Source organism: Pseudomonas sp. BC42 (genome assembly GCF_021560055.1).
Lineage (GTDB): Bacteria > Pseudomonadota > Gammaproteobacteria > Pseudomonadales > Pseudomonadaceae > Aquipseudomonas.
Map to the genome: position 1 here is coordinate 5755373 of NZ_CP091067.1, position 24019 is coordinate 5779391.

24 protein-coding genes and 1 pseudogene are annotated in these 24019 nt (G+C 65.1%); 7 read left to right on the plus strand and 18 right to left on the minus strand.

Annotation, left to right across the window (positions count from 1 at the left end; genetic code table 11):
• Positions 1–182 precede the first annotated feature (182 nt).
• Positions 183–500, plus strand: a complete 318-nt coding sequence (locus L1O02_RS25995) for a DUF3509 domain-containing protein (RefSeq protein ID WP_060837597.1) — start codon at positions 183–185, stop codon at positions 498–500.
• On the opposite strand, the gene L1O02_RS26000 is transcribed toward L1O02_RS25995, so the two are convergent.
• The gene (locus L1O02_RS26000; protein ID WP_016968029.1) at positions 497–997 is read right to left on the minus strand and encodes a phosphate-starvation-inducible PsiE family protein; all 501 of its coding nucleotides are present in this window, start codon (positions 995–997) and stop codon (positions 497–499) included. The two genes, L1O02_RS25995 and L1O02_RS26000, sit on opposite strands and share 4 nt — an antisense overlap.
• 266 nt (positions 998–1263) lie before the next feature.
• Here L1O02_RS26000 and L1O02_RS26005 point away from each other — a divergent pair.
• Positions 1264–1503 (plus strand): annotated as a pseudogene (locus L1O02_RS26005) (YebG family protein); the annotation flags it as partial.
• 192 nt (positions 1504–1695) lie between these two features.
• Here the strand turns inward: L1O02_RS26005 and L1O02_RS26010 are convergent.
• The 3 genes from L1O02_RS26010 to L1O02_RS26020 form a co-directional block, all read right to left on the minus strand.
• Positions 1696–2121: a hypothetical protein gene (locus L1O02_RS26010; RefSeq protein WP_235758963.1), complete on the minus strand. Its 426-nt coding sequence runs from the start codon at positions 2119–2121 to the stop codon at positions 1696–1698.
• The gene (locus tag L1O02_RS26015) at positions 2118–2372 is read right to left on the minus strand and encodes a hypothetical protein (protein ID WP_060842513.1); all 255 of its coding nucleotides are present in this window, start codon (positions 2370–2372) and stop codon (positions 2118–2120) included. The genes L1O02_RS26010 and L1O02_RS26015 overlap by 4 nt, the downstream gene beginning before the upstream one ends.
• Before the next feature lie 106 nt (positions 2373–2478).
• Entirely contained in the window at positions 2479–3498 is a 1020-nt protein-coding gene (locus L1O02_RS26020) for a Glu/Leu/Phe/Val dehydrogenase dimerization domain-containing protein (protein ID WP_060837593.1), read from the minus strand.
• Between the two features lie 182 nt (positions 3499–3680).
• On the opposite strand from L1O02_RS26020, the gene L1O02_RS26025 reads away from it, so the two are divergent.
• From L1O02_RS26025 to L1O02_RS26035, 3 genes are all read left to right on the plus strand, one after another.
• Positions 3681–4484, plus strand: a complete 804-nt coding sequence (locus L1O02_RS26025; protein ID WP_060842512.1) for a transglutaminase family protein — start codon at positions 3681–3683, stop codon at positions 4482–4484.
• A gap of 73 nt (positions 4485–4557) precedes the next feature.
• On the plus strand, positions 4558–5370 hold the full coding sequence (locus L1O02_RS26030) for a class I SAM-dependent methyltransferase (protein ID WP_060837591.1): 813 nt from the start codon (positions 4558–4560) through the stop codon (positions 5368–5370).
• A gap of 56 nt (positions 5371–5426) precedes the next feature.
• Positions 5427–5894: a GNAT family N-acetyltransferase gene (locus tag L1O02_RS26035; RefSeq protein WP_235758965.1), complete on the plus strand. Its 468-nt coding sequence runs from the start codon at positions 5427–5429 to the stop codon at positions 5892–5894.
• 13 nt (positions 5895–5907) lie between these two features.
• On the opposite strand, the gene L1O02_RS26040 is transcribed toward L1O02_RS26035, so the two are convergent.
• From L1O02_RS26040 to hmgA, 4 genes are all read right to left on the minus strand, one after another.
• Positions 5908–7278: an aromatic acid/H+ symport family MFS transporter gene (locus L1O02_RS26040; RefSeq protein ID WP_235758967.1), complete on the minus strand. Its 1371-nt coding sequence runs from the start codon at positions 7276–7278 to the stop codon at positions 5908–5910.
• Between the two features lie 139 nt (positions 7279–7417).
• A complete protein-coding gene (gene maiA / locus L1O02_RS26045; RefSeq protein ID WP_060837589.1) occupies positions 7418–8056 on the minus strand; it encodes a maleylacetoacetate isomerase in 639 nt (212 codons plus the stop codon).
• An 11-nt stretch (positions 8057–8067) separates the two neighbouring features.
• Positions 8068–9372, minus strand: a complete 1305-nt coding sequence (fahA, locus tag L1O02_RS26050; protein WP_235758969.1) for a fumarylacetoacetase — start codon at positions 9370–9372, stop codon at positions 8068–8070.
• 3 nt (positions 9373–9375) lie between these two features.
• Positions 9376–10680 (minus strand): homogentisate 1,2-dioxygenase, encoded by a 1305-nt coding sequence (gene hmgA, locus L1O02_RS26055; RefSeq protein WP_060837587.1) that lies wholly within the window; start codon positions 10678–10680, stop codon positions 9376–9378.
• Between the two features lie 167 nt (positions 10681–10847).
• On the opposite strand from hmgA, the gene L1O02_RS26060 reads away from it, so the two are divergent.
• Positions 10848–11648, plus strand: coding sequence for an IclR family transcriptional regulator (locus L1O02_RS26060; RefSeq protein ID WP_060837586.1), 801 nt, complete (start codon positions 10848–10850; stop codon positions 11646–11648).
• Positions 11649–11658: 10 nt separating this feature from the next.
• On the opposite strand, the gene L1O02_RS26065 is transcribed toward L1O02_RS26060, so the two are convergent.
• The 9 genes from L1O02_RS26065 to L1O02_RS26105 all read right to left on the minus strand — a co-directional run bounded on the left by L1O02_RS26065 (position 11659) and on the right by L1O02_RS26105 (position 22538).
• Positions 11659–14214 (minus strand): LuxR C-terminal-related transcriptional regulator, encoded by a 2556-nt coding sequence (locus tag L1O02_RS26065; RefSeq protein ID WP_235758971.1) that lies wholly within the window; start codon positions 14212–14214, stop codon positions 11659–11661.
• A gap of 149 nt (positions 14215–14363) precedes the next feature.
• Positions 14364–15731, minus strand: coding sequence for a DUF1329 domain-containing protein (locus L1O02_RS26070; RefSeq protein ID WP_235758973.1), 1368 nt, complete (start codon positions 15729–15731; stop codon positions 14364–14366).
• Positions 15732–15755: 24 nt separating this feature from the next.
• A complete protein-coding gene (locus tag L1O02_RS26075; protein WP_060837583.1) occupies positions 15756–17555 on the minus strand; it encodes a DUF1302 domain-containing protein in 1800 nt (599 codons plus the stop codon).
• Between the two features lie 488 nt (positions 17556–18043).
• Positions 18044–18403 (minus strand): hypothetical protein, encoded by a 360-nt coding sequence (locus L1O02_RS26080; protein ID WP_060837582.1) that lies wholly within the window; start codon positions 18401–18403, stop codon positions 18044–18046.
• A 162-nt stretch (positions 18404–18565) separates the two neighbouring features.
• Positions 18566–19477, minus strand: a complete 912-nt coding sequence (locus L1O02_RS26085) for an SDR family oxidoreductase (RefSeq protein WP_060837581.1) — start codon at positions 19475–19477, stop codon at positions 18566–18568.
• Positions 19478–19644: 167 nt separating this feature from the next.
• Positions 19645–20547 (minus strand): alpha/beta hydrolase, encoded by a 903-nt coding sequence (locus L1O02_RS26090; protein ID WP_060837580.1) that lies wholly within the window; start codon positions 20545–20547, stop codon positions 19645–19647.
• Entirely contained in the window at positions 20547–21329 is a 783-nt protein-coding gene (locus L1O02_RS26095) for a class II aldolase/adducin family protein (protein WP_060837579.1), read from the minus strand. The genes L1O02_RS26090 and L1O02_RS26095 overlap by 1 nt, the downstream gene beginning before the upstream one ends.
• Positions 21330–21475: 146 nt before the next feature.
• Positions 21476–22162, minus strand: a complete 687-nt coding sequence (locus tag L1O02_RS26100; protein WP_060837578.1) for an LrgB family protein — start codon at positions 22160–22162, stop codon at positions 21476–21478.
• Positions 22152–22538: a CidA/LrgA family protein gene (locus tag L1O02_RS26105; protein ID WP_060837577.1), complete on the minus strand. Its 387-nt coding sequence runs from the start codon at positions 22536–22538 to the stop codon at positions 22152–22154. Before L1O02_RS26105 ends, L1O02_RS26100 begins: the two co-directional genes overlap by 11 nt.
• A gap of 97 nt (positions 22539–22635) precedes the next feature.
• Between L1O02_RS26105 and L1O02_RS26110 the strand changes: the two genes are divergently transcribed.
• A complete protein-coding gene (locus L1O02_RS26110; RefSeq protein WP_060837576.1) occupies positions 22636–23532 on the plus strand; it encodes a LysR family transcriptional regulator in 897 nt (298 codons plus the stop codon).
• Here the strand turns inward: L1O02_RS26110 and L1O02_RS26115 are convergent.
• The gene (locus L1O02_RS26115) at positions 23513–23968 is read right to left on the minus strand and encodes a flavodoxin (protein ID WP_060837575.1); all 456 of its coding nucleotides are present in this window, start codon (positions 23966–23968) and stop codon (positions 23513–23515) included. The two genes, L1O02_RS26110 and L1O02_RS26115, sit on opposite strands and share 20 nt — an antisense overlap.
• Between the last annotated feature and the right edge of the window lie 51 nt (positions 23969–24019).

A 24019-nucleotide genomic window follows, 5' to 3' on the forward strand; every position in this document is an offset into this window, starting at 1 on the left:
CTTTTTTATCCCTGCAATCATTGCCTCCCGCGGTTCCCGGCATGCCCCTTGCTTTGTTCGTCCTTGAGCCACACGGACGTAGACAAACCTCGGCGAACGACCGGCCAGTGGTCTGGAATCGCGAACCTATTGCGCGCCCTGCCGGTCAATGACTGCACGACCCAATCAAGCGGTGAGGCATCATGGACAACCCCTTCCAACTGATTACCGACACCTTCACCCCGGACTATCAGGTCAACCTGAGCATCCAGGGCCTGGACGGCAGCATCATGCTGACCCTGTCCCAGGCCGGTCGGGTGGTGGCCAAACGCATCATCAGCGCGGCCCAGCGCAATGACCCGCAACGCATCAAGCGCCTGGTGCAGAGCATCCAGTTCGGCATCGCCATCGAACAGGGCCACAGCGCCGTGGCCATCCTCGAAGCCATGACCAACGGCGACAACCTGGCGCAGTTGCCGCCCGCCGGCCACAAGCCCGCGCCCCAGGCCCTGAGGATTTAAAGCTCGCCCTTCTCCACTTCCGGGTGCTCGCCGGAGCCGGCGCCGAGCTTGCGCTGCGGATGCTCGATCTTCACCGAGGGAAATTGCGACGAGGCGTAGCGCACCACCAGAATGGCGAAGGCCAGCAACAGGATGCCGCCGCACAGGTAGATGATCCCCAGGTCCGGCGGGTTGTGGTGGGAAACGTTGGAGATCAGCAGCCGGGTCAGCGCGGTGATCGCCACGTAGATCAGGAAGCGCACCGGCATGTGGTTGGTCTTGAAGTAGATACCGACCATCGCCCCCAACTCCAGGTAGATGAACAACAGCAGGATGTCATCGATCTTGATGTGCCCTGCCTCGATCATCTGCAAGAATTCCATCACCGCGGCCCAGGCGGTCACCGCACCAATGGCGAACAGCGCCAGGTAATGGAATGTCTCGACGAACAGGTTGCCCAGGGATTCGGCCAACTGATGGACGTTCTGCCGCAGGTTCTCGGCCCAATTGATTTTCACGATGGTACTTCCTTAGGTCGGTTCGACCGGATGATGCGGATTGGACGTGACGGTTGTTCTGCATGCAGAAAAAAGGCCAGGAGCCGTCAATGAGATGGTGGCCACCCGCAACGAGGCACGGCCCGGTAACAATCGGCCCGGGAAAAAAAATCCGTCTACATTAAAAAGCCACTATCCAAGGGAAAAGGATTCGCCTATTCTCTCGACCTGTATATAGATACAGTATTTATACAGACCCATTATCGTGAAGGCATGTGAGGTGGTGAATGGCCGTCGAAGTGGTATACCGCAGCAGCCGAGATCTGGAGCGCTTGTTCATGGATAAAGCCGAAGCTGACCGTCATGACAAAATGCTCGAACTGGCTGAATTGCTGGCGCAAGTGTTGCAGAAAGCCGTGCCGTCGTTGAGCGAGCAGCAGGTGGAAGAAGCCGGGATCTACATGGCGAAAAATCGCGATGTGTTCGCCAAGGCATTCAAGAGCCAGCCGGATGCGTTGTCCGAGTTGCTCAGCGCCCCCGCACCCGTGGTGGAAGCGGTCGAGGCGCAGCAACCTGCCGAAGCCGAGGCGCCAGCCAAACCGGCGAAAGCGACCAAGGCGGCAAAGTAGGTTTCACGCGAATTGATTCAGCCCTGTGTCCATGACCCAGGGCTTTTTTCATGCCTGCGGATAACCGAAAGCGGCGTGCACAACGGCCGCTCAAATGGCCCTTGGTCCTGGCAACTCGGGCAGATCGAGAGACTGGCCACGCAGTATGGAAGTGATCTTGCGCACAAAGGTCACCGGCAAATCCGTCGATTCACCAAACAGGTCGACAAGGCCAACCTCCACCGCGCTGTCGACGAGGCTGGAGAACGCCTCGGTCTCCGAGGGCGGTATCAGAGCGACAAGGTCCTGTGGCCAGTCATCCCCGCGACCATTCAACGCCAGCAAGGCCCCGGCCCGCTCCCAGGCCAGTACAGAACCCCTGTCCGGATAATCCTTGAGGTGCCGGATCAGCGCATCGACAGCGCAATGGCGAATGCCCTTCCCCTGGCAGTACGCCTCCAGGCAGGTCGCAGCGTATCGCTGCAGATCCCTGACCGAACACTCGGCAAACCCCTGGTCCGCATCTGCCACAGTCATTGCCCAACGCCCCATACTCTGCAACCTGCCGAGCAATGGCCGGACGCGATATCCATGGCTTCCAGGATTCGGTCCTCGACCGCATCGGATGCATCAAGCCTGAGTAATGCCAGGTAGTTGTACACCGCCGCCGCCGAAAAGCCCCTGTCCCGGTACAGCACAAGAATATTGCGCACCGACTCCATATCCGCCCCCACCCGCAACAGGCAAGACAGCTGCTCATCCAGCCCACTATCCAGTGCTTCACGCATCGTCGAATACATTCCTTGTCCATTGGGCCTGCCAGGGGGCGGGTTCAGCGCCGCGTTTTCGGGGCCAGATACTACAGAGGGCGTGGGCAAGGATGAAGGCCTGGGCCTAGCGATACAGCACCCGCTCCGCCAGCTCATCGGCCACCCGCGCCGGGGAGCGTTTTTCCGCCTGGGCGTGGGCGAAGACTTCGGTCAGCCGTGAACTGATCTTCGAGAGGTGGGCGGTGATGGTCGACAGCTCCTCGCCCCGGTGCTTGAGCGAGACATAAATCAGCCCGCCGGCATTGATCACGTAATCCGGCGCATAAAGGATGCCGCGACGTTCAAGCTGGTCGGCCACCTCCAGGTTGGTCAGTTGGTTGTTGGCCGACCCCGCCACCGCCGCGCAGCGCAATTGCGCCACGCTATGACTGTTGAGCACGGCCCCCAGGCCGCACGGCGCAAGGATGTCGCAGGGGGTGCTGAGCAGCGCATCGTTGGCAATCGGATGGGCGCCCAGTTGCTCCATGGCCAGCTGCACCTTGCCGGCATCGATGTCGCTGACCAGCAGTTCGGCCCCGACCGCATGCAGTTGTTCGGCCAGGGCGAAGCCGACGTTGCCCAGGCCCTGGATCGCCACCCGCAGGCCTTCCAGGTTGTCGCTGCCCAGGCGCGCCATGGCCGTGCTGCGGATGCCGGCGAACACCCCCATGGCAGCGTGGGGCGAAGGATCGCCGGCAGCGCTGGTGCTGGTGACATAGCGAGTCTGCTGGGCGATGCAGTCCATGTCGGCCACCGAGGTGCCGCTGTCGATGGCGGTGATGTAGCGGCCGTCCAGTTGCTCGACGCAGCGGCCAAAGGCCTCGAACAGCGCGGCGCGGTTTTCCACATGGGCCGGGCGGATGATCACCGCGGTACCGCCACCTTGCGGCAATCCGGCCAGGGCGGCCTTGTAACTCATGCCCCGGGCCAGGCGCGCAGCATCTTCCACAGCACTGGTGGCGTCGGGATAGGCCAGATAACGGCAACCGCCCAGGGCGGGCCCCAGGCGGTTGTTGTGGATGGCGATCACTGCCTTCAACCCGGTGCTGGGGTCGACGCTGAGGTGCAGCGATTCAAGGCGGGTGCTGTGCATGAGAGCAAACATCGACAGGCTCCCGAATCACTTCTGGTAGTCGCCAGTATAGGCTTGCGCCTGGAATTTGCTGCGCCGCGCAGGAATAAGCCGAGAGTGTTTGCAGGCATTGGGAAATAACCTGCAACCACCTGTGTCAGCACTGGACGAAGCGGCGCCACGAGGCTAAAACGAGGCATCCGTCGGAGGTTGAGATGAACCCGCGCCAAGCCTTTTTCGCCTGCCTGCACCGCTCGCCGCCCGCTCTGCTGGAGGCGGCCCTGTGGATTGCCGCCGAACACGCCCCGCAACTGGTCCCCGAACGCCAGCTGGAAGCCTTCAAGGAAATCCAACTGCAGATCGGCCACAGCCTGCCCCCTCTGCCGGCAAACGAACTGGGCCAGCCGCTGTTGCGCCGGATGAACGACCTGGGCTTCCAGCAGGACGAACACCTGCCCCTGCGGCCCCAGGCAGCGCTGATGGACAAGGTCCTGGAGACGCGCCGCGGACAGCCCCTGGCCCTGGCGCTGATCGCCCTGGAACTGGCGCAACGCTTGCAGATTCCCCTGGTGGGCGTGAACTTCCCCGGGCACTTCCTGCTGCGGGTGCCCGGCGCCGATCATTTGCTCGATCCCTGCGGCGGACGCCGCTTGTACCCCGCCGACTGCCGGGAACTGCTGCAACGCCAATACGGTGCCCACATCAAGCTCAGTGCCGAACACCTGGTCAGCGCCGAGCCCACGCAGATGTTCCAGCGCCTGTCGCGCAACCTGCGCCAGTTGCACCTGTCCTACGACGACCACCTGGGGGCCCTGATCAATGCCGAGCGCGTACTGGAGCTGGGCAATGGCAGCGCCGCCGACTACCTGGCCCGGGCCAGCCTCTACCAGCGCCTGGAATGCCCGAATGCCGAGCGCTTCGACCTGGAGCACGCCCTGCTGCTCAGCGACGACCCGATCCAGCGCCTGCGCCTGACCGAACGCCTGGGGCACCTGCCGCCCAACACCATCGTGCACTGAATCCCCCCGCGGTTCCGCGCCTGCCGTGCAACAATGCCCGCCGCCCACCCGCCTGCTGCAAGGATGAAAAAGCATGAACAGCGCCGAACGCTTCCTCCAGGATTTCCACCAGCGCCACCCCGGCACCACGCCACCGGCCTTCGCCGGGCTGAGCCTGGCAGGGCGTGGTTCCTCCTACGACATACTGGCAACCACCCTCAAGGCCCTGCCACCCGAGGCGCGGGTGCTGGACCTGGGTTGCGGCGACGGTTTCCTGCTCGACCTGCTGGCCAGGCACCACCCCACGGCACGGTTGCTCGGGGTCGACATGAGCGCCACCGAATTACAGGCGGCCCATGTGCGCCTGGCGGGCCGGGGCCTGCTGCTGGAGGAGCGGGCGCAAGCCCTTTCCCTCGCCAGCGCCAGCGTCGACGCGGTGCTTTCCCACCTGGCGCTGATGCTCATGAGCGATATCGAGCAGGTGCTGCAGGAGGCTCATCGAGTGCTGGTCCCGGGCGGCCAACTGTCAGCGGTGGTCGGCCGGAAATTTCTCCTCGGGGAACTGGGCCAGCACTACCTGCAGGTGTTCCGCGCCGCCGCCCGACGCGACCACCTGGCGCACCTGCCCCTGGTGGACCCACGGGCGCAGTCGGAGGATGGCTGGCGGCAACTGCTGGGCCGGCACTTCACCGCGCTGCACTTCGAAGACCTGGACCTGCCCTGGACGCCAACCTTCGAGGAACTCTGGGTTGCCCTCGGCGACACCTACGACCTGGATCGCCTGAGCCCTGCCAACCGCGCCAGGATGAAGCAGGAGCTGCACGACGCCACCCGGCACTTGCAATGCGCAGACGGCACCCTGCCCACCGGCTGGGGGCTGTTGCTGATACAGGCCAGGGCCGCATGACAGCAGCGCCCGGGCTCTGGCAGGATGGGCGGCTAACTCCAGGGAACGGACACAGCATGCTCATCAGAAAAGCCCACGGCGCCGACGCACAACGGGTCTTCGACATTCGCAACCAGGCCATCAACCAGCAGTGCGCCGGCCATTACCCCGAAGCGGACCTCCAGGTCTGGACGGCTGGCGAACTGAGCGGCTACTTCATCGAAGTGGTGGAAAACACCGGCCATGTCGCGGTCATCGACAATCAGGTGACCGCCAGCGGCATGCTCGACCTGGAGACCGGGCAGGTCGACGCGGTGTTCGTCGACCCGGCCTACATGGGACGCGGCATCGGCCGCAAGATGATGGAGTACCTCGAAGAACGGGCGCTGGAGGCCGAGTTGCCCCACCTGATCCTGGACTCGACCCTCAACGCCGCCGACTTCTATCGCCGCTGCGGCTTCGTCGGTGAGCGCATCGCCCAGTACCAGTCGCCCCGGGGCCTGACCCTGGCCTGCGTGCCGATGATCAAGCACCTGGCACGCTGAACCACCCTGCCCCTCAGGACTTGAGCGGGGCCTGCCGTTGCACGGCCGGCCCCGCCTCACCCGAGGCCGCCACCAGCGGCGAACGCACCTGGATGATCAACAACGCCGCGAGCAGGGCCGGAATCGCACAGAAGAAGAAAATCTGCTGCACCGGAACATGCATCGCCAGCAGCATGCTGCCAAACAGCGGACCGAGGATCGAACCGAAACGCCCGACGCCCAAGGCCCAGCCGGTGCCGGTAGCGCGCACCTGGGCCGGGTAGAAGTTGCTGGCGAAGGCGTTCAGGGTCAGCTGGCCGCCGATGATGCAGAAGCCCGCGGCAAACACGAACAGCACCAGGTAGCGCGGGTTGTCGTGGTTCAACCCCAGTAGCACGGTGCACAGTGCGGCGGCGCTGAGCACCGCGGCCAGCAGGCGCACCTTGCGTTTCAGGCGGTCGGCGAACCAGGCCATGCAGATCGCGCCGAGGGTGCCGGCAAAGAGGAACATCGAGGTCACCAGGTTGGCCTGCTGCAGCGCCAGGCCACTCTCCAGCAGCAGCGTCGGCAGCCAGCTGATCATGAAATACAGCAGGATCAGGCTGACGAAAAAGGTCGACCAGATCAGCAGGGTCGGCCGCGCATAACCGTGGCGAAACAGTTCCAGCACCGTGAGCTTGCTGTCCGCCTGCGCTTCGTCGCGGCCCAGCTCGGCAGCCGGCGGCTGCCAACCCGGAAGCATCTGTACGGTGAGCTTGCGCAGCCGCGCATAAGGCGGTGCATCGCGCAGCAGCCGCGGCAGCGATTCGGGCAAGCGCCAGAGCAGGAAAGGAAACAACAGCAGCGGGGTGATGCCACCGGCAAGGAACACCGCCTCCCAACCAAAGCGATCAATAAAGCCGGCGGCCACAAAACCACCGGCAGCACCGCCAAAGGAGAAACCACAGGCCGCCAGGGTGACCATCAGGGTGCGCAGGCGCGGCGGCGAGTATTCCGACATCAGCGCCATGGCGCTGGGCATCGCCCCACCCATGCCGATGCCGCAGATAAAGCGCGCCACCATCAGGCTCTGCAGAGAATGGGCGAACACCATCAGCACCGTCAGGCTGGCGTAGATCAGCACACAGCAAAGCAGGATGCGCCGCACGCCAAAACGGTCCGCCAGGGGCGTCACTGCCAGGGAGCCCAGGGTCAGGCCCAACAGGTTGGCGCTGAACACCGGGCCGAAGGCAGCCTTTTCCAGGCCCCAGTCCTGAGCCAGGGCCGGCACCACATAACCCAGGACCTGGGCATCGTAGCCATCGGTGACCAACAGCAAGGCGAGAAGCAACAGGAGCAACCACTGGTAGCGGGACACCGGGCGGGCGTCGAGCGCCGCGCGAAAGCTGGCAATCTGATTTTGCATCGCAAGGTACCTGTTCGGTTTTTTATGGTGATGGGCAGCGGTGTTGCACAGGTCACCGGTGGTGACCGCTCGGGCCCCCTTGCGGGGCCCGGGTGATGCGGATGCCGCGCGGCCCCGGATGCCGGGGCCGCGCGCAGGCTCAGGCCGGGGTGTCCGGCTGGTTGGCCGGGTGCGCGGCCTGGAACGCCGGGTGTTCGGCCGCCAGGGCCGCGACCCGGAGAATCCGCGGGTAGTTTTCCAGGGACACCTTGAAACGCTCGGCCGCGTACAGCTGGGGAATCAGGAACACATCGGCCAGCCCCGGCTCGGCGCCGAAACAGAACCCCTGATCGCCGATCAGCTGTTCCAGGGCCGCCAGGCCCTGGCTGATCCAGTGGTCGATCCACACCAGCAACTGTTCTTCCTCATGCCCCCACTCGCGCAACAGGTTGAGGGTGCTGGAGTTGTGCAGCGGATGGACGTCGCAGCCGATGATTGCCGCCACCGCCCGTTCCCGGGCACGGCTGGCCAGGTCCTCGGACAGCAGCGGCACCTGTGGATAACGTTCCTCCAGGTACTCGATGATCGCCAGGGACTGGATCAGCAGGTCGCCGTCATCGGTGCGCAGCGCCGGTACCCGCCCCTGGGGGTTGATCTCCAGGTATTCCGGCTGGCGGTTGGCGCCGCCCTTGGGCACCAGCAGGTTGACCGGGATGGCCTGGAAATCCAGGCCCTTGAGGGCCAGGGCAATCCGCACCCGATAGGACGCGGTGGAACGGTAGTAGGTATAGAGCTGCATGGGGCTCTCCCTTAACGCGCCGGTTGGACCGTGCCACGGCATTCGCCGAAGCCGATGGAGGCGAAGCCTTCGCGGCGGCAACGCCCGCGCAGGATGATTTCATCGCCGTCTTCGAGGAACTTGCGCACCTCGCCGGAGGCCAGCTCGATGGGTTTCTTGCCGCCCTCGGTGATTTCCAGCAGGCTGCCGAACTGGCCGCTCTGCGGACCGGACAAGGTGCCCGAACCAAACAGGTCGCCCGCCTGCAACTGGCAACCGTTGACGCTGTGGTGCGCGACCATCTGCGCCACGGTCCAGTACATGTACTGGGTGTTGCTCAGGGTCAGGCGGTGAGCCGGCAGGCCCTGCTCGCGCATGGTCTGGGTGATCAGCAGCACTTCCAGTTCGATGTCGAAGCCGCCAGCGGCCTGGTCGCGCGGGTCCAGCAGGTACGGCAGCGGTTGCGGATCGCCTTCCGGACGCTGCGCCTGGGCCTGGCGAAACGGCTCCAGGGCTTCGGCAGTCACCACCCAGGGCGAAATGCTGGTGATGAAGCTCTTCGACAGGAACGGGCCCAGCGGCTGGTATTCCCAGGCCTGGATATCCCGCGCCGACCAGTCGTTGAGCAGGCAGAAGCCGGCGATGTGCTCGGCGGCGTCGCCAATCGCGATCGGCTCGCCCATCTCGTTGCCCTGGCCGATCCAGATCCCCAGCTCCAGCTCGTAGTCCAGCCGCGCGCAGGGGCCGAAGGTCGGCTCGCTCTGCCCGGCCGGCAGGGTCTGGCCCTTGGGCCGGCGCACGTCGGCACCGGAAACCCGGATGGTCGAGGTCCGGCCGTGATAACCGATGGGCACGTACTTGTAGTTGGGCAGCAGGGGGTTGTCGGGGCGGAACAGCTTGCCGACGTTCTGCGCGTGCTCGATGCCCACATAGAAGTCGGTGTAGTCATTGATCTTGGCCGGCAGGTGCATCTGGCAATCGGCCGCCAGGGGCAGCAGTTTCGCGCCCAGGGCCTCGATCTTGCCGCGCAGGCTGCTGCCTTCGCCGAGCAACTCCAACAGGCGCTCACGCAGGGCGACCCGGGCCGGGCGGCCGAGCTCGAAGAACGCGTTCAACTGACCACCACGGGCGGCTTGCACCGCGGCCTTGGCCTGGCCTTCGAACAGGCCGGCCTCCAGCGCCGCTTCCAGGTCGAAAATCTGTTCGCCGATGGCGACCCCGCTGCGGGGCGCCGAACCCTGGGTGCTGAAGACGCCCAGGGGCAGGTTCTGCAACGGGAAGTCGGGGTGACCGTTGGCGGACTCGACCCAGCTACGGGTGATGGTGGGCAAGGTCATGGGTTATCTCCGATTCGGGTTGAAGGTGACGGGCAGCGAGGCCCAGCAAGCATCGTAGTCGTTCTGCAGCTCCGGGCATTCCAGGGCGAACTGGCTCGGGCGCAGCACCTGGCTGGTTTCGAACATGAAGGCCATGGTGTTGTCGATCTTGGCCGGCTGCAGCTCGACGTTGATCGCCTTGGTGCAGGTTTCGCCGTCCGGGCCGTGGGCGCTCATGCAGCTGTGCAGCGACGCCCCGCCGGGCAGGAAGCCTTCGGCCTTGGCATCGTAGGCGCCCTGGATCAGGCCCATGAACTCGTTCATCAGGTTGCGGTGGAACCACGGTGGACGGAAGGTGTTCTCGGCCACCATCCAGCGTGGCGGGAAGATCACGAAATCCAGGTTGGCCAGGCCCGGCACGCTGGTGGGCGAGGTCAAGACGGTGAAGATCGACGGGTCCGGGTGGTCGAAGCTGACCGTGCCGATGGTGTTGAAACGGCGCAGGTCGTATTTGTACGGCACGTTGTTGCCGTGCCAGGCGACGACGTTCAGCGGCGAGTGGTCGAGCTCGCAGCCCCAGAGTTCGCCGAGGTATTTCTGGATGAGCGTGGTGGGCTGGCGCAGGTCTTCGTAATGGGCCACCGGCGCCAGGAAGTCGCGAGGGTTGGCCAGGCCGTTGCTGCCAATGGGCCCGAGGTCCGGCAGGCGCAACGGCGCACCGTGGTTCTCGGCAACGTAGCCACGGGCTTGCGGGTCCAGCAGCTCGACGCGGAATTTCAGGCCGCGAGGCAGCACGGCGATCTCCAGCGGCTCCAGCTGCAGCACACCCAACTCGGTGACGATGCGCAGGCGGCCCAGTTCCGGCACCAGCAGCAACTCGCCATCGGCGTTGAAGAACACCCGCTCCATCGAGCGGTTGGCGCGGTAGTGATAGACGCTGATACCGGCCGGATGCTGCGCCGCCGAGTTGGCCACCATGGCCACCAGGCCGTCGATGAAGTCGGTGGGCTCGCCTGGAATCTGCAAGGGGCTCCAGCGCAGGCGGTTGGGGGTGACTTCACCCAACGGGCCGCCTGCCAGTTGCCGCGCCAGCTTGGCGAAAGCCGGGTGCTTGGCCGAAGGCTGGATGCGGTACATCCAGGTGCGCCGGGCTTCGCTGCGGGTCATGGTGAAGGCGGTGCCGGAAAACAGTTCGGCGTACAGGCCGTAAGGGGCTTTTTGCGGGGAGTTCTGGCCGACGGGCAGTGCGCCCGGCAGGGCTTCGCTGGCGAATTCATTGCCGAAGCCCGATTGGTAGCTGAGGGCCGACGCCGAAGAATCGAGGTTCATGGAGCCTCCTGGAAGTTGGAATAGGCAGGGGCCCACTACTCCTTCACAAGAGTTATCGGCACGCCTGGGTTATTTTTATCGTAATCCAATTACGCATAACGTAATTTGATTGCCTATGAGCGTCAAGCTATAAAGACCGCCACTTGTCACGGGACCCCGACACCTCCATGGAAAAGCCGCGCAGCACCAGCGACAGCACCGGTAAACAGAAAGTCCGCTCGGCCGAAGTCGGCACCGACATCCTCAAGGCCCTGGCCGAACTGTCACCGGCCACTTCTCTTTCGCGCCTGGCCGAACATGTGCAGATGCCGGCGAGCAAGGTGCACCGTTATCTGCAGGCGTTGATCGCCAGCGGTTTTGCCGAGCAGAACACCGCCACCAATCATTACGGCCTGGGTCGCGAAGCCCTGCGGGTCGGCCTGGCGGCCCTGGGCAGCATGGATGTGCTGAAGGTCGGCGCCCTGCCCCTGGCAGAACTGCGGGATGAGCTGAACGAAACCTGCTTCCTCGCGGTGTGGGGCAACCAGGGCGCGACCGTGGTGCACATCGAACCGGCGGTACGGGCGGTGACCGTGGTCACTCAACTGGGTTCGGTGCTGCCGTTGCTCAGTTCATCCACCGGCCTGGTGTTCAACGCCTACCTGCCACAACGGGAAACCCTCGACCTGCGTCAGCAGGAACTGGCCGGCAGCGAGCCCCATGCACTGGCCGATCCCCAGGTTCACGATGCACTGGCGCAGCAAATTCGCCAGCGCGGCCTGCACCATGTCCACGGCCTGCTGATGCCCGGGGTCGATGCGCTGTCGGCCCCGGTGTTCGATGCCACCGGCAAGATCGCCGCCGTGCTGACCGTGGTGGGACCGACTTCGCTGTTTCACGCCGATGAACATGGGCCGGCGGCCCAGCGCCTGCTGGCGGCCAGCGCCGCCGTGAGCTGGCGCATGGGTTATCAGCCGCAGCCCGAGTAACCGCCCCCCCTCAGCTCATCAGCCCCAGGGCCTGGGCCTTGGCCACGGCCTGGGTGCGCCGCTCCACCCCCAGCTTGCTGTGGATCCTGCGGCCGTGGGTCTTCACCGTGTGCAGAGAGATGAACAACTGCTCGGCAATCTGCTGGTTGGAGCAGCCCTGGGCGATCAATTGCAGCACCTGCAGCTCCCGCAGGCTAAGCAGGCTCTCGTGATGCTCTGGCGGCGCCTGGGCCGCCATGGCTGGCGGGCTGTCGGCTGGCGCCAGCAAGCCGGGTTGCCGCAGGCGCAACTCGTGCAGGGCGTGGGGCAGATTGCAGCGCGCCGCCAGTTCCTGTCCGGCCTGCAGGGCCTGGGCCGCCAGAGCCTGATCGTCGAGCCTGAAGGCCACCTCGGCCAGCACCAGCTGCACCTGGACCTCCAGGCCCAGCATGCCGTGGCGCCGGGCCCGGGCCAGCAGCCCCTGCAAGCTGGCCACCGGTGCCTGGGCCCGCCCCAGATGCACCTCGGCCAGCACCAGCAGGCATTCGATACTCGGGATCAGTTCCAGACTGGCCGGCGGCGCCTGCAGTGCCTGGGGCCCGCGATAATGCCGCAGTACCCGGCTCAGGGCTTCGTGAGCCAGATCCGCCCGCCCCTGCTGCAGCCAGAGCTGGCTGCTGACCTGCAACAGCACGCCACGGTAGACGCTGTCCGGGATCTGCCGTTGCTGCATCAGTCGCTCGGCGTCTCGCAGGCGGACGAAGGCCTGGGCGTAGTCGCCCTGGTTGGCCGCCAACTGCGCCTCGCCGAGAAAGCCATACAAGGCGCGCTTGTCATGACTGACCAGGCAATCCTCAAGGCCCCGGCGAAAATACCCGGCCGCTTGCTGATCCTGTCCCTGGCGCAGGGCCAGACGCCCCAGGCGCAAGGCCAGGCGCCCCAGCAGGGGCGTGGCCCGCAGCACTTGCCCGGACAATCGCTCGAGCACCTGCTCCAGCAGGCTTTGCGCCCGATGCGGCGCGCCGCGCTGTTCCAGCAGTTGGGCATGGTCGAGTTCCAGCAGGCCCTCGAACAACTGCGCATCCTGGGCCCGGGCCAGGCACAGGGCTTGCCGATTGAGGGACTGGGCCACATCCAGCTCGCCGCACAGCAACGCTTGCTGGGTCAGGCCGGACAGACACAGCAAGCGGATGGTCCAGGCGCTGTCGTCCAACTCGTTCAGGGCTTCGCGAAAGTGCTGCCGCGCGGCCTCCATGCGCCCGCCCAGATGCAACAGCCAGCCCTGCTGCGCCTGCCAGCGGGCCAGCAGCTGGCGCTGGTCGGCGGCCGACGCCTGCGGCGTGAAACGGGCCATCTGGGCCATGCACTGCCCGGCCTGCTCGAAGCGTCCGGCAAACAGCATGGCCGCCACCAGCAGCCCCAGTAACTGCGGACTGCCCAGCAACAGCTCGGCGCCCTGGCGTTCGTGCAGTTGCAACAGCAGCAAGCCATTGTGGCGCTGGAACAGGAACTCGACGTTGAAGTGCTCCAGCAGGCTGACCGCCACTTCATACTCCTGGGCCAGCAGCGCCTGCTCAAAGGCCGACTGCCAATCCTCCTGGGCGGTAAACCACTGGCAGGCCCGACGATGCCAGGAGCGTCCCGCGGGCCAGGCCTCATCGCGCATCAGCCGGGCCAGGGGCGCAAACACCTGCAGCCAGTCGGCACCGCCTTCCCAGGGTTCGATAAAGCAGCCCAGGTCCTGCAGGGTCCGCAGGTACCGGGCCCCTTCTCCGGCGCCGAACAGGTGCTCGCACAGCTCGGCATTGAACCGCGGCATATGGGCCAGCACTTGCCAGACTTCCGCCAGTTCCGCCGACAGCACGCTGAACAGCTCGTGCTCCAGGTATTCGAGCAAGGTGTTGGGACGCCCGGGCTTGCAGGGTTGGCTGACCCACTCGCTGCCGTCGAGCAAGGCGATACGCACCCCCGCGCACCAGCCGCCGCTGCGTTGCAGGACGCGGCTGGCGGTCTGGGCGCACAACGGCTGCGGCAGGCGCTGCAGCAAGCGCTCGATATCGTCCTGGCTGAACGCCAGGGCGCTGCCGTCCAGTTCATGCAGCTGGTCGTCCAGCAACAGTCGTGGCCAGTTGCATTGAGGCCGGCGGCGACTGCCGATCCACCAGGTGAGCGCGGGGTTGTCGACGCTCAGCAAGCGGTCCAGCAACAGGTCCAGATCGGCCGCCGGCAGCCGGCAATAGTCATCGAGACACAGCCAGGCCGGGCCCGGCAGTTGGGCCAGATGAGCCAGCAACGCAGCCGGTTCGGCAGCGGCCAGGCCCAACGCCTGGGCCAGGGCGCGACACAGGTCCTCGGGCGTCTGCCGGGTGCCGCCCAGGGGCAACCAGATGACCCGGCAGCCCTCGGGGGCCTGCTGCAGGCATTCGCTGAGCAGTGCGGTCTTGCCGCTGCCGGCGGGGGCGCACAACAATTTGACCCGCGCGCTGGAGAGCAGCAGGGGCTCACTCAAGTGGCGGCGTGGAGAATGATGGGAAGACAAACGGGGCATGAACCCGGGACGCTCTGGACAACGAGTCATGGCAGTCATTGCGGCGAGCCTTTTTATAGTTTTTGCCAGCGTGCCCCCACCCTAGCCCCGACCTCCCGGCCTGTTGAAGAAGTATTCAGCGGGCTGATCCCCTGCCATAAAAAAGGCGACCGGGCGGTCGCCTTTCGAGCGCCTGCGTCACCTGCGGCCTAGCGCACCCCGCTGGCGCGCAAGGCGGCCGGGGTGTAGTCGGCCGCCTTGGCGGCAAAGCCGAATTCCAGGCTGTGCTTTTCCTCGTTCTTCATGCCCAGGGCCAGGTAGCGACCGGCGTTGAGGTCATACAGGGCTTCCAGGGTGTAGGCCGGGACCTGATGGTCGTAGTAGTACTGCGCGTGACCTTCGGCGACCCGCCACAGCTGGCCACGGCCGTCGTAGTGATCCACCAGGGCCACCTGCCAGCTGTCCTCGTCGATGTACATGTGCCGGGTGGCGTAGATGTGCCGCTGGTTCGGCTTGACCGTGCCCACCACCTCCCAGACCCGGTGCAGCTCGTAGCGGGTCAGGTCCTGGTTGATGTGTCCGGCCTTGATGATGTCGTCGTACTTGAGGCTCGGCGAGTCCAGCTTGTAGCTGTTGTAGGGGATGTACATCTCCTTCTTGCCCACCAGCTTCCAGTCGTAGCGGTCGGGGGCGCCGGAGAACATGTCGAAGTTGTCCGAGGTGCGCAGGCCGTCGGCGGCAGTGCCCGGACCGTCGTAGGCTACTTGCGGGGCGCGGCGCACCCGACGCTGCCCGGCGTTGTAGATCCACGCCGAGCGGGGCTCCTTGACCTGGTCCAGGGTTTCATGGACCAGCAGCACGTTGCCCGCCAGCCGCGCCGGGGCGGTCACCGACTGCTTGAAGAAGTTCTGCACGTTGGCGCCCTTGGCCGGGTCCAGGTCGGGGATCAGTTGCGGCGCCGCCACTTCCTCCTCAAATCGGATCGAGGTGTAGCTGCCGTTGGTCTGCGGGGTGGCCTGGGTGATGATGCGTTTCTGGTTGCCGCCGTGATAGCGGGTCAGGTGGTTCCACAGCACCTCGATGCCGTTCTTCGGAATCGGGAAGGCGTAGTAGCGGTTGCCGGTGAAGTTGGCCAGACCGTTGCCATCGTTGGTGGTGGTCACGTTCAACGCGCTGCGCTTGGCCGACTCGTAGATCTCCGGTGGCAGGCCGACGCTACGATGGGTCGGGTAGACCGGAATCCGGTAGCTGTCCGGGTAGCGCTTGATCATCGCCAACTGACCGTCGGACAGCTTGTCCTTGTACTGGTCCGCCGTGGCCGCGGTGATGATGAACAGCGGCTTTTCATTGGCGAACGGGTCGGCGAGAAAGCCCTTGCTGTCCACCGCCCCGGCGTTCTTCGGGAGGCCGCCGGTCCAGGCCGGGATCGAGCCATCGGCATTGCCAGCCTTTTGCGCCCCCAGGGGCGTCAGGCTGGTGCCCAGCTGGGCGGCTTCTTGCGGGCTCACCGCGGCCATCAGGTTGGCCGCCCACAGGCTCAGTGCCAGGGCGCTGCATTGCAGAATCATGTTGCGCATTCAAGTGCTCCTTCTTGTGCCGGTTCAGAAATTCACGCCAAAGCTCAAGGCGAGGAAGTCTCGGTCGGTGAGGGTGTTGTAGCGCCCGCCAAAAAAGTCGGTGTAGCTGAGGCTGGCGGTGTAGGTATTGCGGTAGTCGGCATCGACCCCGACGCTCAGGGCCTTGGCGCCCTGGTTGAACAGGCCGTTGGGACCGTAGCCGTTGACGTCATGGGACCAGGACAGGTTGGGCTTGAAGTTGATCCCGGCGATGACGTTGCTGTAGTCGAGGATCGCCCGGGCCCGATAGCCCCAGGAGGTGGCGGTGACGAAACCGCCGGTATCGCCGCCATAGCCGTACTGGCCGTAGGCCGAGTCACGGCCGTAGCGCAGCTTGCTCTTGTCTTCCAGGCCGCCGACGTGTACGACCGCGGCCTCGCCCACCAGGGTCAGGCGGTCGGCCCCCAGCACCTGGTCGAAGAACTGGGTCATGGAGCTCTGGATCTGGGTGATTTCCTTGCGCCGGTAGCCGGTGTTGTCGGCGCCCAGGGCGGTCTTGATCGGCGACGCCGCGCCGCCGGCAATCGGGTTGAGCAGGGCCAGGGTCAGGTCGTTGGTGTTGACCTGCACCGGGGCGTTGGGGCGGTAGCTGATCTCGCCGGTCCAGGCGGTGCCGGTGGGCAGCGTGGTGGAGAAGCTGGCGCCATACAGGCGGATGTCTTCGGGGTATTCCAGGTAGTACTGGCCACGGCCGAGCATCACGCTTTGCACCAGGCTGGCTCCCGCGCCGGGAACCGTGGGCGCGGCCGCAGCTCCTGCGGCACCAATAGCCCCCAGGGTGGCCGGACTGATGTTGGCCGTGGTGGTGCTCACCACCGGGCTGCGCGCATGGTAGTTCATGAAATACAGGCCGTACTCGGTGTCATCGCCGAGCCAGCGCAGAGCGGCGCCCCACTGCCCGGAATCCCGGGCATCGCGGTCGCCGCCACGGGGCAGGATCACCCCTTCACGGGACACCTGAAAGCCCTGGCCGAACGCCGCGGCAACCGGTTGCAGGGGCGCGATCGCCGGGCTGCCGACGGTGTAGCCGGTGGTGCAGCCATCGGCCACCACATCGTTGCCGAAGAAGGTGCCGCAGTTGTCCACCACGGTCTGGTCCCACTCCAGCTGATAGAAACCTTCCACGGTCAACTGGTTGGTCAGGCCCTGGGAGGCGAACAGCATGTTCACCGGCACCAGGCCTTCCTTGATCTCGGCCCCCGGGCGGCGAAAGGCCGAGACGTCCACCGGGTTGATGCTGTTGATGGAGTTGCCGATGAAGGTGCTCTCGCCCCAGCTGACCACCTGCTTGCCGGCGCGCACGGTGCCCGGCAGGTCGGCGATGGAGTAGTTGTGGTAGACGAAGGCGTCGAGGATCTGCCCGCCTGCGGACTTGGCGCCTTCCTTGCGGTTGTGATCGCTGATGGGCTTGAACTCGCGATCCTCGTCCTTGAGCTCGAAGTCGTACCAGTACTTGCCGCGCACGAAGACGCCGGTGTCGCCGTACTTGAGCTCCAGGTCATGCAGGCCCTTGAAGATCTTCGAGAAGGTCTCGCCCTTCTTGAAGTTCAGGCGGCCATCGTCGCCGGTGGAAGACTGCGCGGTCCCGCCGTTGACCGTGCCGACGAACGCCCGGTCGGCATCGCGCATGCCCCAGCTGGCGCCGACCGATAGCGACGAGTCGAACTGCCCTTCGATTTCCCCGATGTTGAACGAAACCGCTTGCACCTGGCTGCAACAGCCCAGTGCCACCGCGGCGGCCAACGCCTGCGGTGTGAAGATGGCGCGCATTGTTGTTTTTGTCATGCGTCTTCCCCGGTGAATGACAGGAGAAGTCACCCTACTGCCGGGGTGCCACGGCCGATAAGCGCACCAAGGAGGTATTCGCGTTGTCGCTCGAAAGGATGAATGCCCTTGCCTCCGGGGCGCTCCAGCGGTCTATCCATGGGCTGGATACGCCCCCATCAGGGGCGTCGATCCGATTGGCGGGCGCTCACTTGGAACTGTTGCTCAGGCTGTAACAGTCCTTGTCCTGAATCGCTATTTTTCCACGGCGGGCCAGGGCTTATTCTTGCCCCGCAGTCACGGCAAACAGCACCACGCCACTGCCACGGGAAGCACCCGGCAACCGGGTTCCCCGAATCAGTTTCCAGGCGGCTTGAAGGGGTTGGGTTCAGGTCGCGACACCGGGTTCACTGACGTTGATTTTGTAGCTCCTTGATCTAACGTCTTACTTTGGCCGCTGCTCTTGCAGCGGCCTTTTTTATGCGCGCAAGACAACCGCGACGTTGAACTTACAACCTGTCGTCATCCCCTTCGTCGTAGTGAAACTTGTGCAACAGACGATGCGCCACCGGAGACAGGATCAAGCCCAGCGTGGCGGCGAACACCAGGTTGGTATAAAGCCCGTAGGTGGCAAAAAACAGTTTGCCGCCAGGGGTTTGCGGCATGTTGATGGGCCCGATGCCGCCGAGGATCATGGCCGCGTCATACAAGGCGTCGTGAAAGGAAATGTCCTGCTCGAAGTACAGCAGGCCGCTGATCCCCAGCAGCACCGAAAAGCTGATCAGGGCCAGGACCACCAGGCCATGAACACATAGACGCCGGATAAACAGCAGTCGCGACAGTACCGGCTGATCCTTTGATTCATACATCTCAAGCGCTCCTTGTGCGTTCGCCAACCGTCGAGCATAGAGACGAACGCCACAGGAGTAAAACCGCCGGGGCCCAGGCTCCGGCGGGTCATTGAACGGCTGTTTTCAAGCCGGGGAAGAGTGCCCGCCGATCAGCGCCGGACAACGCTGGTCCGCGCAGCGTCAGAGGGCGTACTTTTGCAGATTCTGCATCATCTCCTTCAGCGCCTCGATGTTGTCCTTGGGATGGGCCGCCCCTTCGAAATCGCAGATCTGCTGCCAGTGCGCCGCCACATCGTCGGGCGAAAAGCCCTGGCGCGGATCGAAACCGACGCCCAGGCTGCGCTCCCAACGCACCTTGCCGATCCAGCCGCCGCCCACTTCGAACAGGCCGGAGGTTTCCTGGCATTGCTCGCTGCCCAGGTACACCACCAGCGGGCTCACCAGTTCGGGCTTGAGCTGTTCGAACACTTGCGGCGGGATCAGCCCCTCGGTCATCCGCGTGCCACCAGTCGGGGCAATGGCGTTGACCAGGATGTTGTTCTTGCGCCCTTCGATGGCCAGGGTCCGGGTCAGGCCGTACAGGCCGAGCTTGGCCATGCCGTAGTTGGACTGGCCGAAGTTGCCGTAGATGCCCGATGTGGAGGCGGTGAAGATCACCCGCCCGTAGGCCTGGTCCCGCAGGTGCGGCCAGGCGGCACGGGTGACCTTGTAGGCCCCTTCGACATGCACCCGGTACACCAGGTCCCAATCGCTGTCGTCCATCTTGTGGAAGGTCTTGTCCCGCAGGATGCCGGCGTTGTTGACCACCACATCGACCCGGCCGAAGACGTCCAGAGCGTTCTGCACGATCTTTTCGCCATCGGTGACCGAGTCGTGGTTGGCCTCGGCAATGCCCCCGGCCTCACGGATCTGTGCCACCACCTTGTCGGCCGCCGAGGCGCTGGCGCCTTCGCCCTGGGCCGAGCCCCCCAGGTCGTTGACCAGCACCTTGGCCCCGTGCCTGGCGAACAGCAAGGCATGGGCCCGGCCCAGGCCACCGCCGGCTCCGGTGATGATCACTACTTTGTCTTGCAAGCGCACAGATTCACTCATACCGAACTCCAGCAGGGCCAATGGACAATGGGCCGAGTGTCAGGCAGCCGGGCGGCGGTCACAATAAAAACGTCCGGACCTGAATGGTGCGCAATAAGACAGCGGGATAATTGCCCCGAGCGCTCAACAACGGGCTCCGGCAAGGGGCCACGGTGTGGCCCTGGCGCTCAGGAGCCCACGGCCTGACGCGATGGCGACGACAGCCTGTCGCGAAAGCCCAGGTAATGCTTGAGCACCGGCAGCGGCGCCTCGATCTGCGGGTAATGGCCGATGCCCGGCAGCAGCACGGTGTCCGGCTCGGGGATCAGCTGGCGATAGCGCTCCACCATGTGTGCGCCGGAAATCGGGTCCTGGGCGCCGTCGATCACCCGCAGCGGCACTTCGCCGCGTTGCATGGCACTGACCCAACGCTCGCGCTGCAGCCGCCGCTCGGGGATGTAGGCGATCAGCTTGTGCAGGATGCGCGGCCCGTTGTTGCTGTGCACCAGGCTCCAGAAGTCGTCCAGGACCGACTCGCTGGGACGGGTCTGGGGGCCGAAGATCTGCCGGAAGCTGTTCGCCAGGCCGTGGCGGCTGAAGGCCCGCCCAAGCATCCAGCCCAGCGGGCTGAGCAGGAGCTTCTGGGTCAGCACCGGGCGATGGGTTTCCGGAAACAGGCCGCCATTGAGAAACACGCAGCTGGCAATTGCGATGCGCTGTTCATAGTGCCGGGCCAGCAGCTCCTGGGCGACGCTGTCGCCATAGTCATGGGCCAGCAGGTGCAGCGGCTGGCGGACATGCAAATGAGCCAGCAGCGCCTGCTGCAAGTCCGCCTGTTCCAGCAGGCTGTACTCATGCTCCAGGGGCTTGTCCGAGTCGCCGAAGCCGAGCATGTCGCAGGCGATCACCTGATAACGCCGCGCCAGGGGCTGCCACAGGTAATGCCAGTCCCAGCTGGCCGTGGGAAAGCCATGGATCAACAGCAGCGGCTCGCCATGCCCCGCCACCCAGTAGCGAATGCGCCGGCCGCGGAACTCGAAGTCCTTGCCGCGCTTGCGCCAGACACATAGAGGAATCTCGGCAATAGGCATCAGACTTTATAACCTGGGTCGAGTTGATCGAGTTTGCGCAGCAGGGCCGGCCAGGCCAGCACCCCGCCCATGCCCTGGGCACTGCGGGTGACCCCGGCGATCATCGCCTTGGCCCCGCTCAGGATCGCCGGGGAAATGGCCATCAGCTCGGCGCCGCCACTCTGCGCCAGCACCTGAATCTCACAGGCACGCTGGAAGATGAACATCATCAGAAAGGTATCGGCGATGCTGGCGCCGCAGGTCAGCAAGCCATGGTTGTGCAGCAGCAGAAAGTTGTTGTCGCCCAGGTCGGCCTGCAGCCGCACCTTTTCCTCGGGGTTCAGGGCCACTCCTTCATAGGGGTGATGGCCCAGGCTCGACAGGACAAACAGCGACTGCTGGCTGATGGGCAGCACGCCCTGCTTCTGCGCCGACACTGCGACCCCGGCGGCGGTGTGGGTGTGCAGCACGCAGAGCGCATCGTGGCGCACCGCATGCACCGCGCTGTGAATGGTGTAGCCGGCCGGGTTGATCTCGTAGGGGCTGTCCATCAGCTTGTTGCCGGCCTGATCGACCTTCACCAGGCTGGAGGCGGTGATCTCGTGGAACATCATGCCGAACGGATTGATCAGAAAGTCTTCGGTGCCCGGCACCTTGGCGGAGATGTGGGTGAAGATCAGGTCGTCCCAGCCATGCATCGCCACCAGGCGATAACAGGCGGCCAGGTCCAGGCGGGTTTGCCACTCGATGGCACTGACCTGGTTTTTCACACTCGCTGTCGATTGAACGGGGGCTGAGCTCACGGCAAGGACCTCGGTGACAGTTCTTATTGGAGGAAGAGGACCCTCAGAGTCTAGACAGCCCGCAGCGCTGGCGGAGTTGCATTGCCAGCCAGCTTGATGACCGAGCGGGTCAGCCGGAAAAAAGGCTCTGGCCCGCGGTTTTCACGTCAAAGCACCGACGCCAGCAAAGGGGCGGCGAACAGGTTCAACAGCCCGGTCAGCACCATCACCAGCCCGGCCACGGAGCCCTCTTCGCCGCCAACTTCGTGGGCCCGGCTGACTCCGGCACCATGGGCCCCCACCCCAAACAGGGCGCCCCGGGCCAGGGCGCTGCGCAAGGGCAGCCAGCGCAGCAGCACACCGCCAAGCATGGCGCCGAACACCCCGGTGAACATCACGAACACCGCCGTCAGTTCGGGCACGCCGCCCAGGTCATGGGCCAGGGGCATGGCGAACGGCGTGGTAATGGAACGTGGCACCAGGGACAGAGTCACCGAGCTGTCCAGGGCCAACATCTTCGCCAGGCCGAAGGAACTGCCGATGGACGCGGCGCTGCCCGCCAGCATGCCCAGCAACAGGGCCGACCAGTGGCGCATCAGCAGTTGCCGCTGCTGCCAGATGGGAATCGCGAAGGCCACGGTGACCGGCCCCAGCACCAGCATCAGCCAGTGGGTATTGGCGGCGTATTCGGCGTAGGCGGTGTGCAGCGGCACGGCAATCGCCAGCAACAGGGCCGGCACCAGGATCAGCGGCGATAGCAGGTAGCGCCCGGTGCGCCGATAGATCCAGCGGCTGAACAGATAGGCCCCCAGGGTCAGGGCCAGCCAGAACATCGGCATCAGCTCAAGCTTCATGGCGCATTCTCCAGCGGCACACCCATTCCACGGTCAGTGCAGTCACCAGCATCACCAGCAAGGTGCTGATGCCGATCACCAGGAGGATCCGCCAGCCGTCCTCGCGCAGCAGGCTGCCGTAATCCAGCAGGCTCATCAGCGCCGGAATGAAAAACAGCAGCATTTCCGCCATCAGCAGGCCGGCCCCCAGTTGCAGCGCCGCCGGCTTGACCCAGCCCAGGGCGAAGGCCAGCAGCAACAGCCCCAGGCCGATGACTCCGCCGGGAATTGGCCAGGGCAGCCAGGTGGCCAGTTGGCAACCGAGAAAATAGATGGCCAGCAGCACCGCCAGCTCGTAAATCAGGCGGCTCAGGCGTTTACAGGTGGAAATGTTCATGGGGTCAGGTCCTCTCAGGGGGCTATTTTATGAAAAGCCCCCGCATCACCGAAGCGAATTGTTAGACTCGAAACCATTCCAATCTGGAATCACCACCATGGATTTCAAACAACTGCGCAGCTTCGTCGAAGTGATGCGCCAGGGCGGGTTCACCCAGGCCGCCAAGACCCTGCACATCAGCCAGTCGGCCGTCAGCAAACAGATCGCTCAGCTGGAACAGAGCCTGGGCACGCCCCTGCTGGAGCGCCAGGGCTCGCACATTCACCTCACCGCCGCCGGCCAGGTGGTGCTGCAACGGGCCGAGGGCATGCTGCGCCTGCGCCACGAGCTGCTCAGCGAGCTGGACGACCTGAGCCAGCTGGCCCGGGGCGAACTGCGCCTGGGCCTGCCGTTGCTGGGCAGCGACGCGCTGTTCGCCAGCCGCTTTGCCGAATACCGCCGGCGCTATCCGAACATTCAGGTGTCACTGCTCGAAGGCGGCAGCCTGAATGTCGAGCAGGCGGTGCGCAATGGCGAGCTGGAACTGGGCGGCAGCCTGACCCCCAAGGACCCGGCGTTTGCCTACCAGCCCTTTTGCGATGAGCCGCTGGATGCCTTGCTGCCCGCCGATCATCCCCTGGCGATGAACGCCCAGGTGCGCCTGGAAGAACTGGCGGATACCCCCTTCCTCCTCTATCAGCGCAGCTTTGTGCTCAACGACCGGTTGCTCCAGGCCTGCCAGCAGGTGGGCTTCACCCCCAAGGAGGGCGGGCGCAGTGGTCAGGCGGATTTTCTCGCGGCGCTGGTGGCCGCCGGCCAGGGCGTGGTGTTGCTGCCCAGTGTGGTGGCCCGCGGCCTGGTGCGGCCGGGGGTGGTGCGCCTGACACTCAAGGCGCCGGACTACCTGCGTTGGGATATCGCCTTCATCTGGCGCCAAGGCGCTTATCTGTCCAAGGCAGCGCAAGCCTGGCTCGCGCTGCTGCGGGAACAGCCGGTCAGCCCCGCAGGGCGCTGATCAGCTCGGCCAGCCAGGGCTCGGCGTCGGTTTCCGGGGTCACGCTCTCGCTGGCGTCCAGGCGCAGCATCGGCAGCACTTCGCGCACGCCCAGTTCGGCGAACAATTCGCGCATCTGCTCACCGCCACCGCAAAAGGTATCGCCATAGCTGGAATCGCCGAGGCCGATCACCGCCCCCGGCAGCCCGCGACAGGCGGCGGGCAACTGATCGCGAAGGCTCGAATACAGCGGCAGCAGGTTGTCCGGCAGTTCCCCCATGCCGGTGGTCGAGGTCACCGCCAGCAACGCCTGCGGCGCGAAGGCCTGGAGCTCGGCCAGACTGGCCCGTGGGTTGTGCCAGGCCTCCAGGCCTGCAGCGTTGAGGAGCTTGGCGGCGTGCCGGGCGACTTCTTCAGCCGTGCCGTAGACCGAGCCGGAAAGGATGGCGACTTTCATCAATCTGTTCCTGAAGCTGACTAAAAGACTGGGATATTACCAGCTACGGAG

Bases quoted from the DNA above. Each gene is read 5' to 3' on its own strand.
- L1O02_RS25995 (WP_060837597.1), top strand. From the start codon at position 183: ATGGACAACCCCTTCCAACTGATTACCGACACCTTCACCCCGGACTAT.
- L1O02_RS26010 (WP_235758963.1), bottom strand. From the start codon at position 2,121: ATGACTGTGGCAGATGCGGACCAGGGGTTTGCCGAGTGTTCGGTCAGG.
- L1O02_RS26015 (WP_060842513.1), bottom strand. From the start codon at position 2,372: ATGCGTGAAGCACTGGATAGTGGGCTGGATGAGCAGCTGTCTTGCCTG.
- L1O02_RS26020 (WP_060837593.1), bottom strand. From the start codon at position 3,498: ATGTTTGCTCTCATGCACAGCACCCGCCTTGAATCGCTGCACCTCAGC.
- L1O02_RS26025 (WP_060842512.1), top strand. From the start codon at position 3,681: ATGAACCCGCGCCAAGCCTTTTTCGCCTGCCTGCACCGCTCGCCGCCC.
- L1O02_RS26030 (WP_060837591.1), top strand. From the start codon at position 4,558: ATGAACAGCGCCGAACGCTTCCTCCAGGATTTCCACCAGCGCCACCCC.
- L1O02_RS26035 (WP_235758965.1), top strand. From the start codon at position 5,427: ATGCTCATCAGAAAAGCCCACGGCGCCGACGCACAACGGGTCTTCGAC.
- L1O02_RS26040 (WP_235758967.1), bottom strand. From the start codon at position 7,278: ATGCAAAATCAGATTGCCAGCTTTCGCGCGGCGCTCGACGCCCGCCCG.
- maiA (WP_060837589.1), bottom strand. From the start codon at position 8,056: ATGCAGCTCTATACCTACTACCGTTCCACCGCGTCCTATCGGGTGCGG.
- fahA (WP_235758969.1), bottom strand. From the start codon at position 9,372: ATGACCTTGCCCACCATCACCCGTAGCTGGGTCGAGTCCGCCAACGGT.
- hmgA (WP_060837587.1), bottom strand. From the start codon at position 10,680: ATGAACCTCGATTCTTCGGCGTCGGCCCTCAGCTACCAATCGGGCTTC.
- L1O02_RS26060 (WP_060837586.1), top strand. From the start codon at position 10,848: ATGGAAAAGCCGCGCAGCACCAGCGACAGCACCGGTAAACAGAAAGTC.
- L1O02_RS26065 (WP_235758971.1), bottom strand. From the start codon at position 14,214: ATGACTGCCATGACTCGTTGTCCAGAGCGTCCCGGGTTCATGCCCCGT.
- L1O02_RS26070 (WP_235758973.1), bottom strand. From the start codon at position 15,731: ATGCGCAACATGATTCTGCAATGCAGCGCCCTGGCACTGAGCCTGTGG.
- L1O02_RS26075 (WP_060837583.1), bottom strand. From the start codon at position 17,555: ATGACAAAAACAACAATGCGCGCCATCTTCACACCGCAGGCGTTGGCC.
- L1O02_RS26080 (WP_060837582.1), bottom strand. From the start codon at position 18,403: ATGTATGAATCAAAGGATCAGCCGGTACTGTCGCGACTGCTGTTTATC.
- L1O02_RS26085 (WP_060837581.1), bottom strand. From the start codon at position 19,477: ATGAGTGAATCTGTGCGCTTGCAAGACAAAGTAGTGATCATCACCGGA.
- L1O02_RS26090 (WP_060837580.1), bottom strand. From the start codon at position 20,547: ATGCCTATTGCCGAGATTCCTCTATGTGTCTGGCGCAAGCGCGGCAAG.
- L1O02_RS26100 (WP_060837578.1), bottom strand. From the start codon at position 22,162: ATGAAGCTTGAGCTGATGCCGATGTTCTGGCTGGCCCTGACCCTGGGG.
- L1O02_RS26105 (WP_060837577.1), bottom strand. From the start codon at position 22,538: ATGAACATTTCCACCTGTAAACGCCTGAGCCGCCTGATTTACGAGCTG.
- L1O02_RS26110 (WP_060837576.1), top strand. From the start codon at position 22,636: ATGGATTTCAAACAACTGCGCAGCTTCGTCGAAGTGATGCGCCAGGGC.
- L1O02_RS26115 (WP_060837575.1), bottom strand. From the start codon at position 23,968: ATGAAAGTCGCCATCCTTTCCGGCTCGGTCTACGGCACGGCTGAAGAA.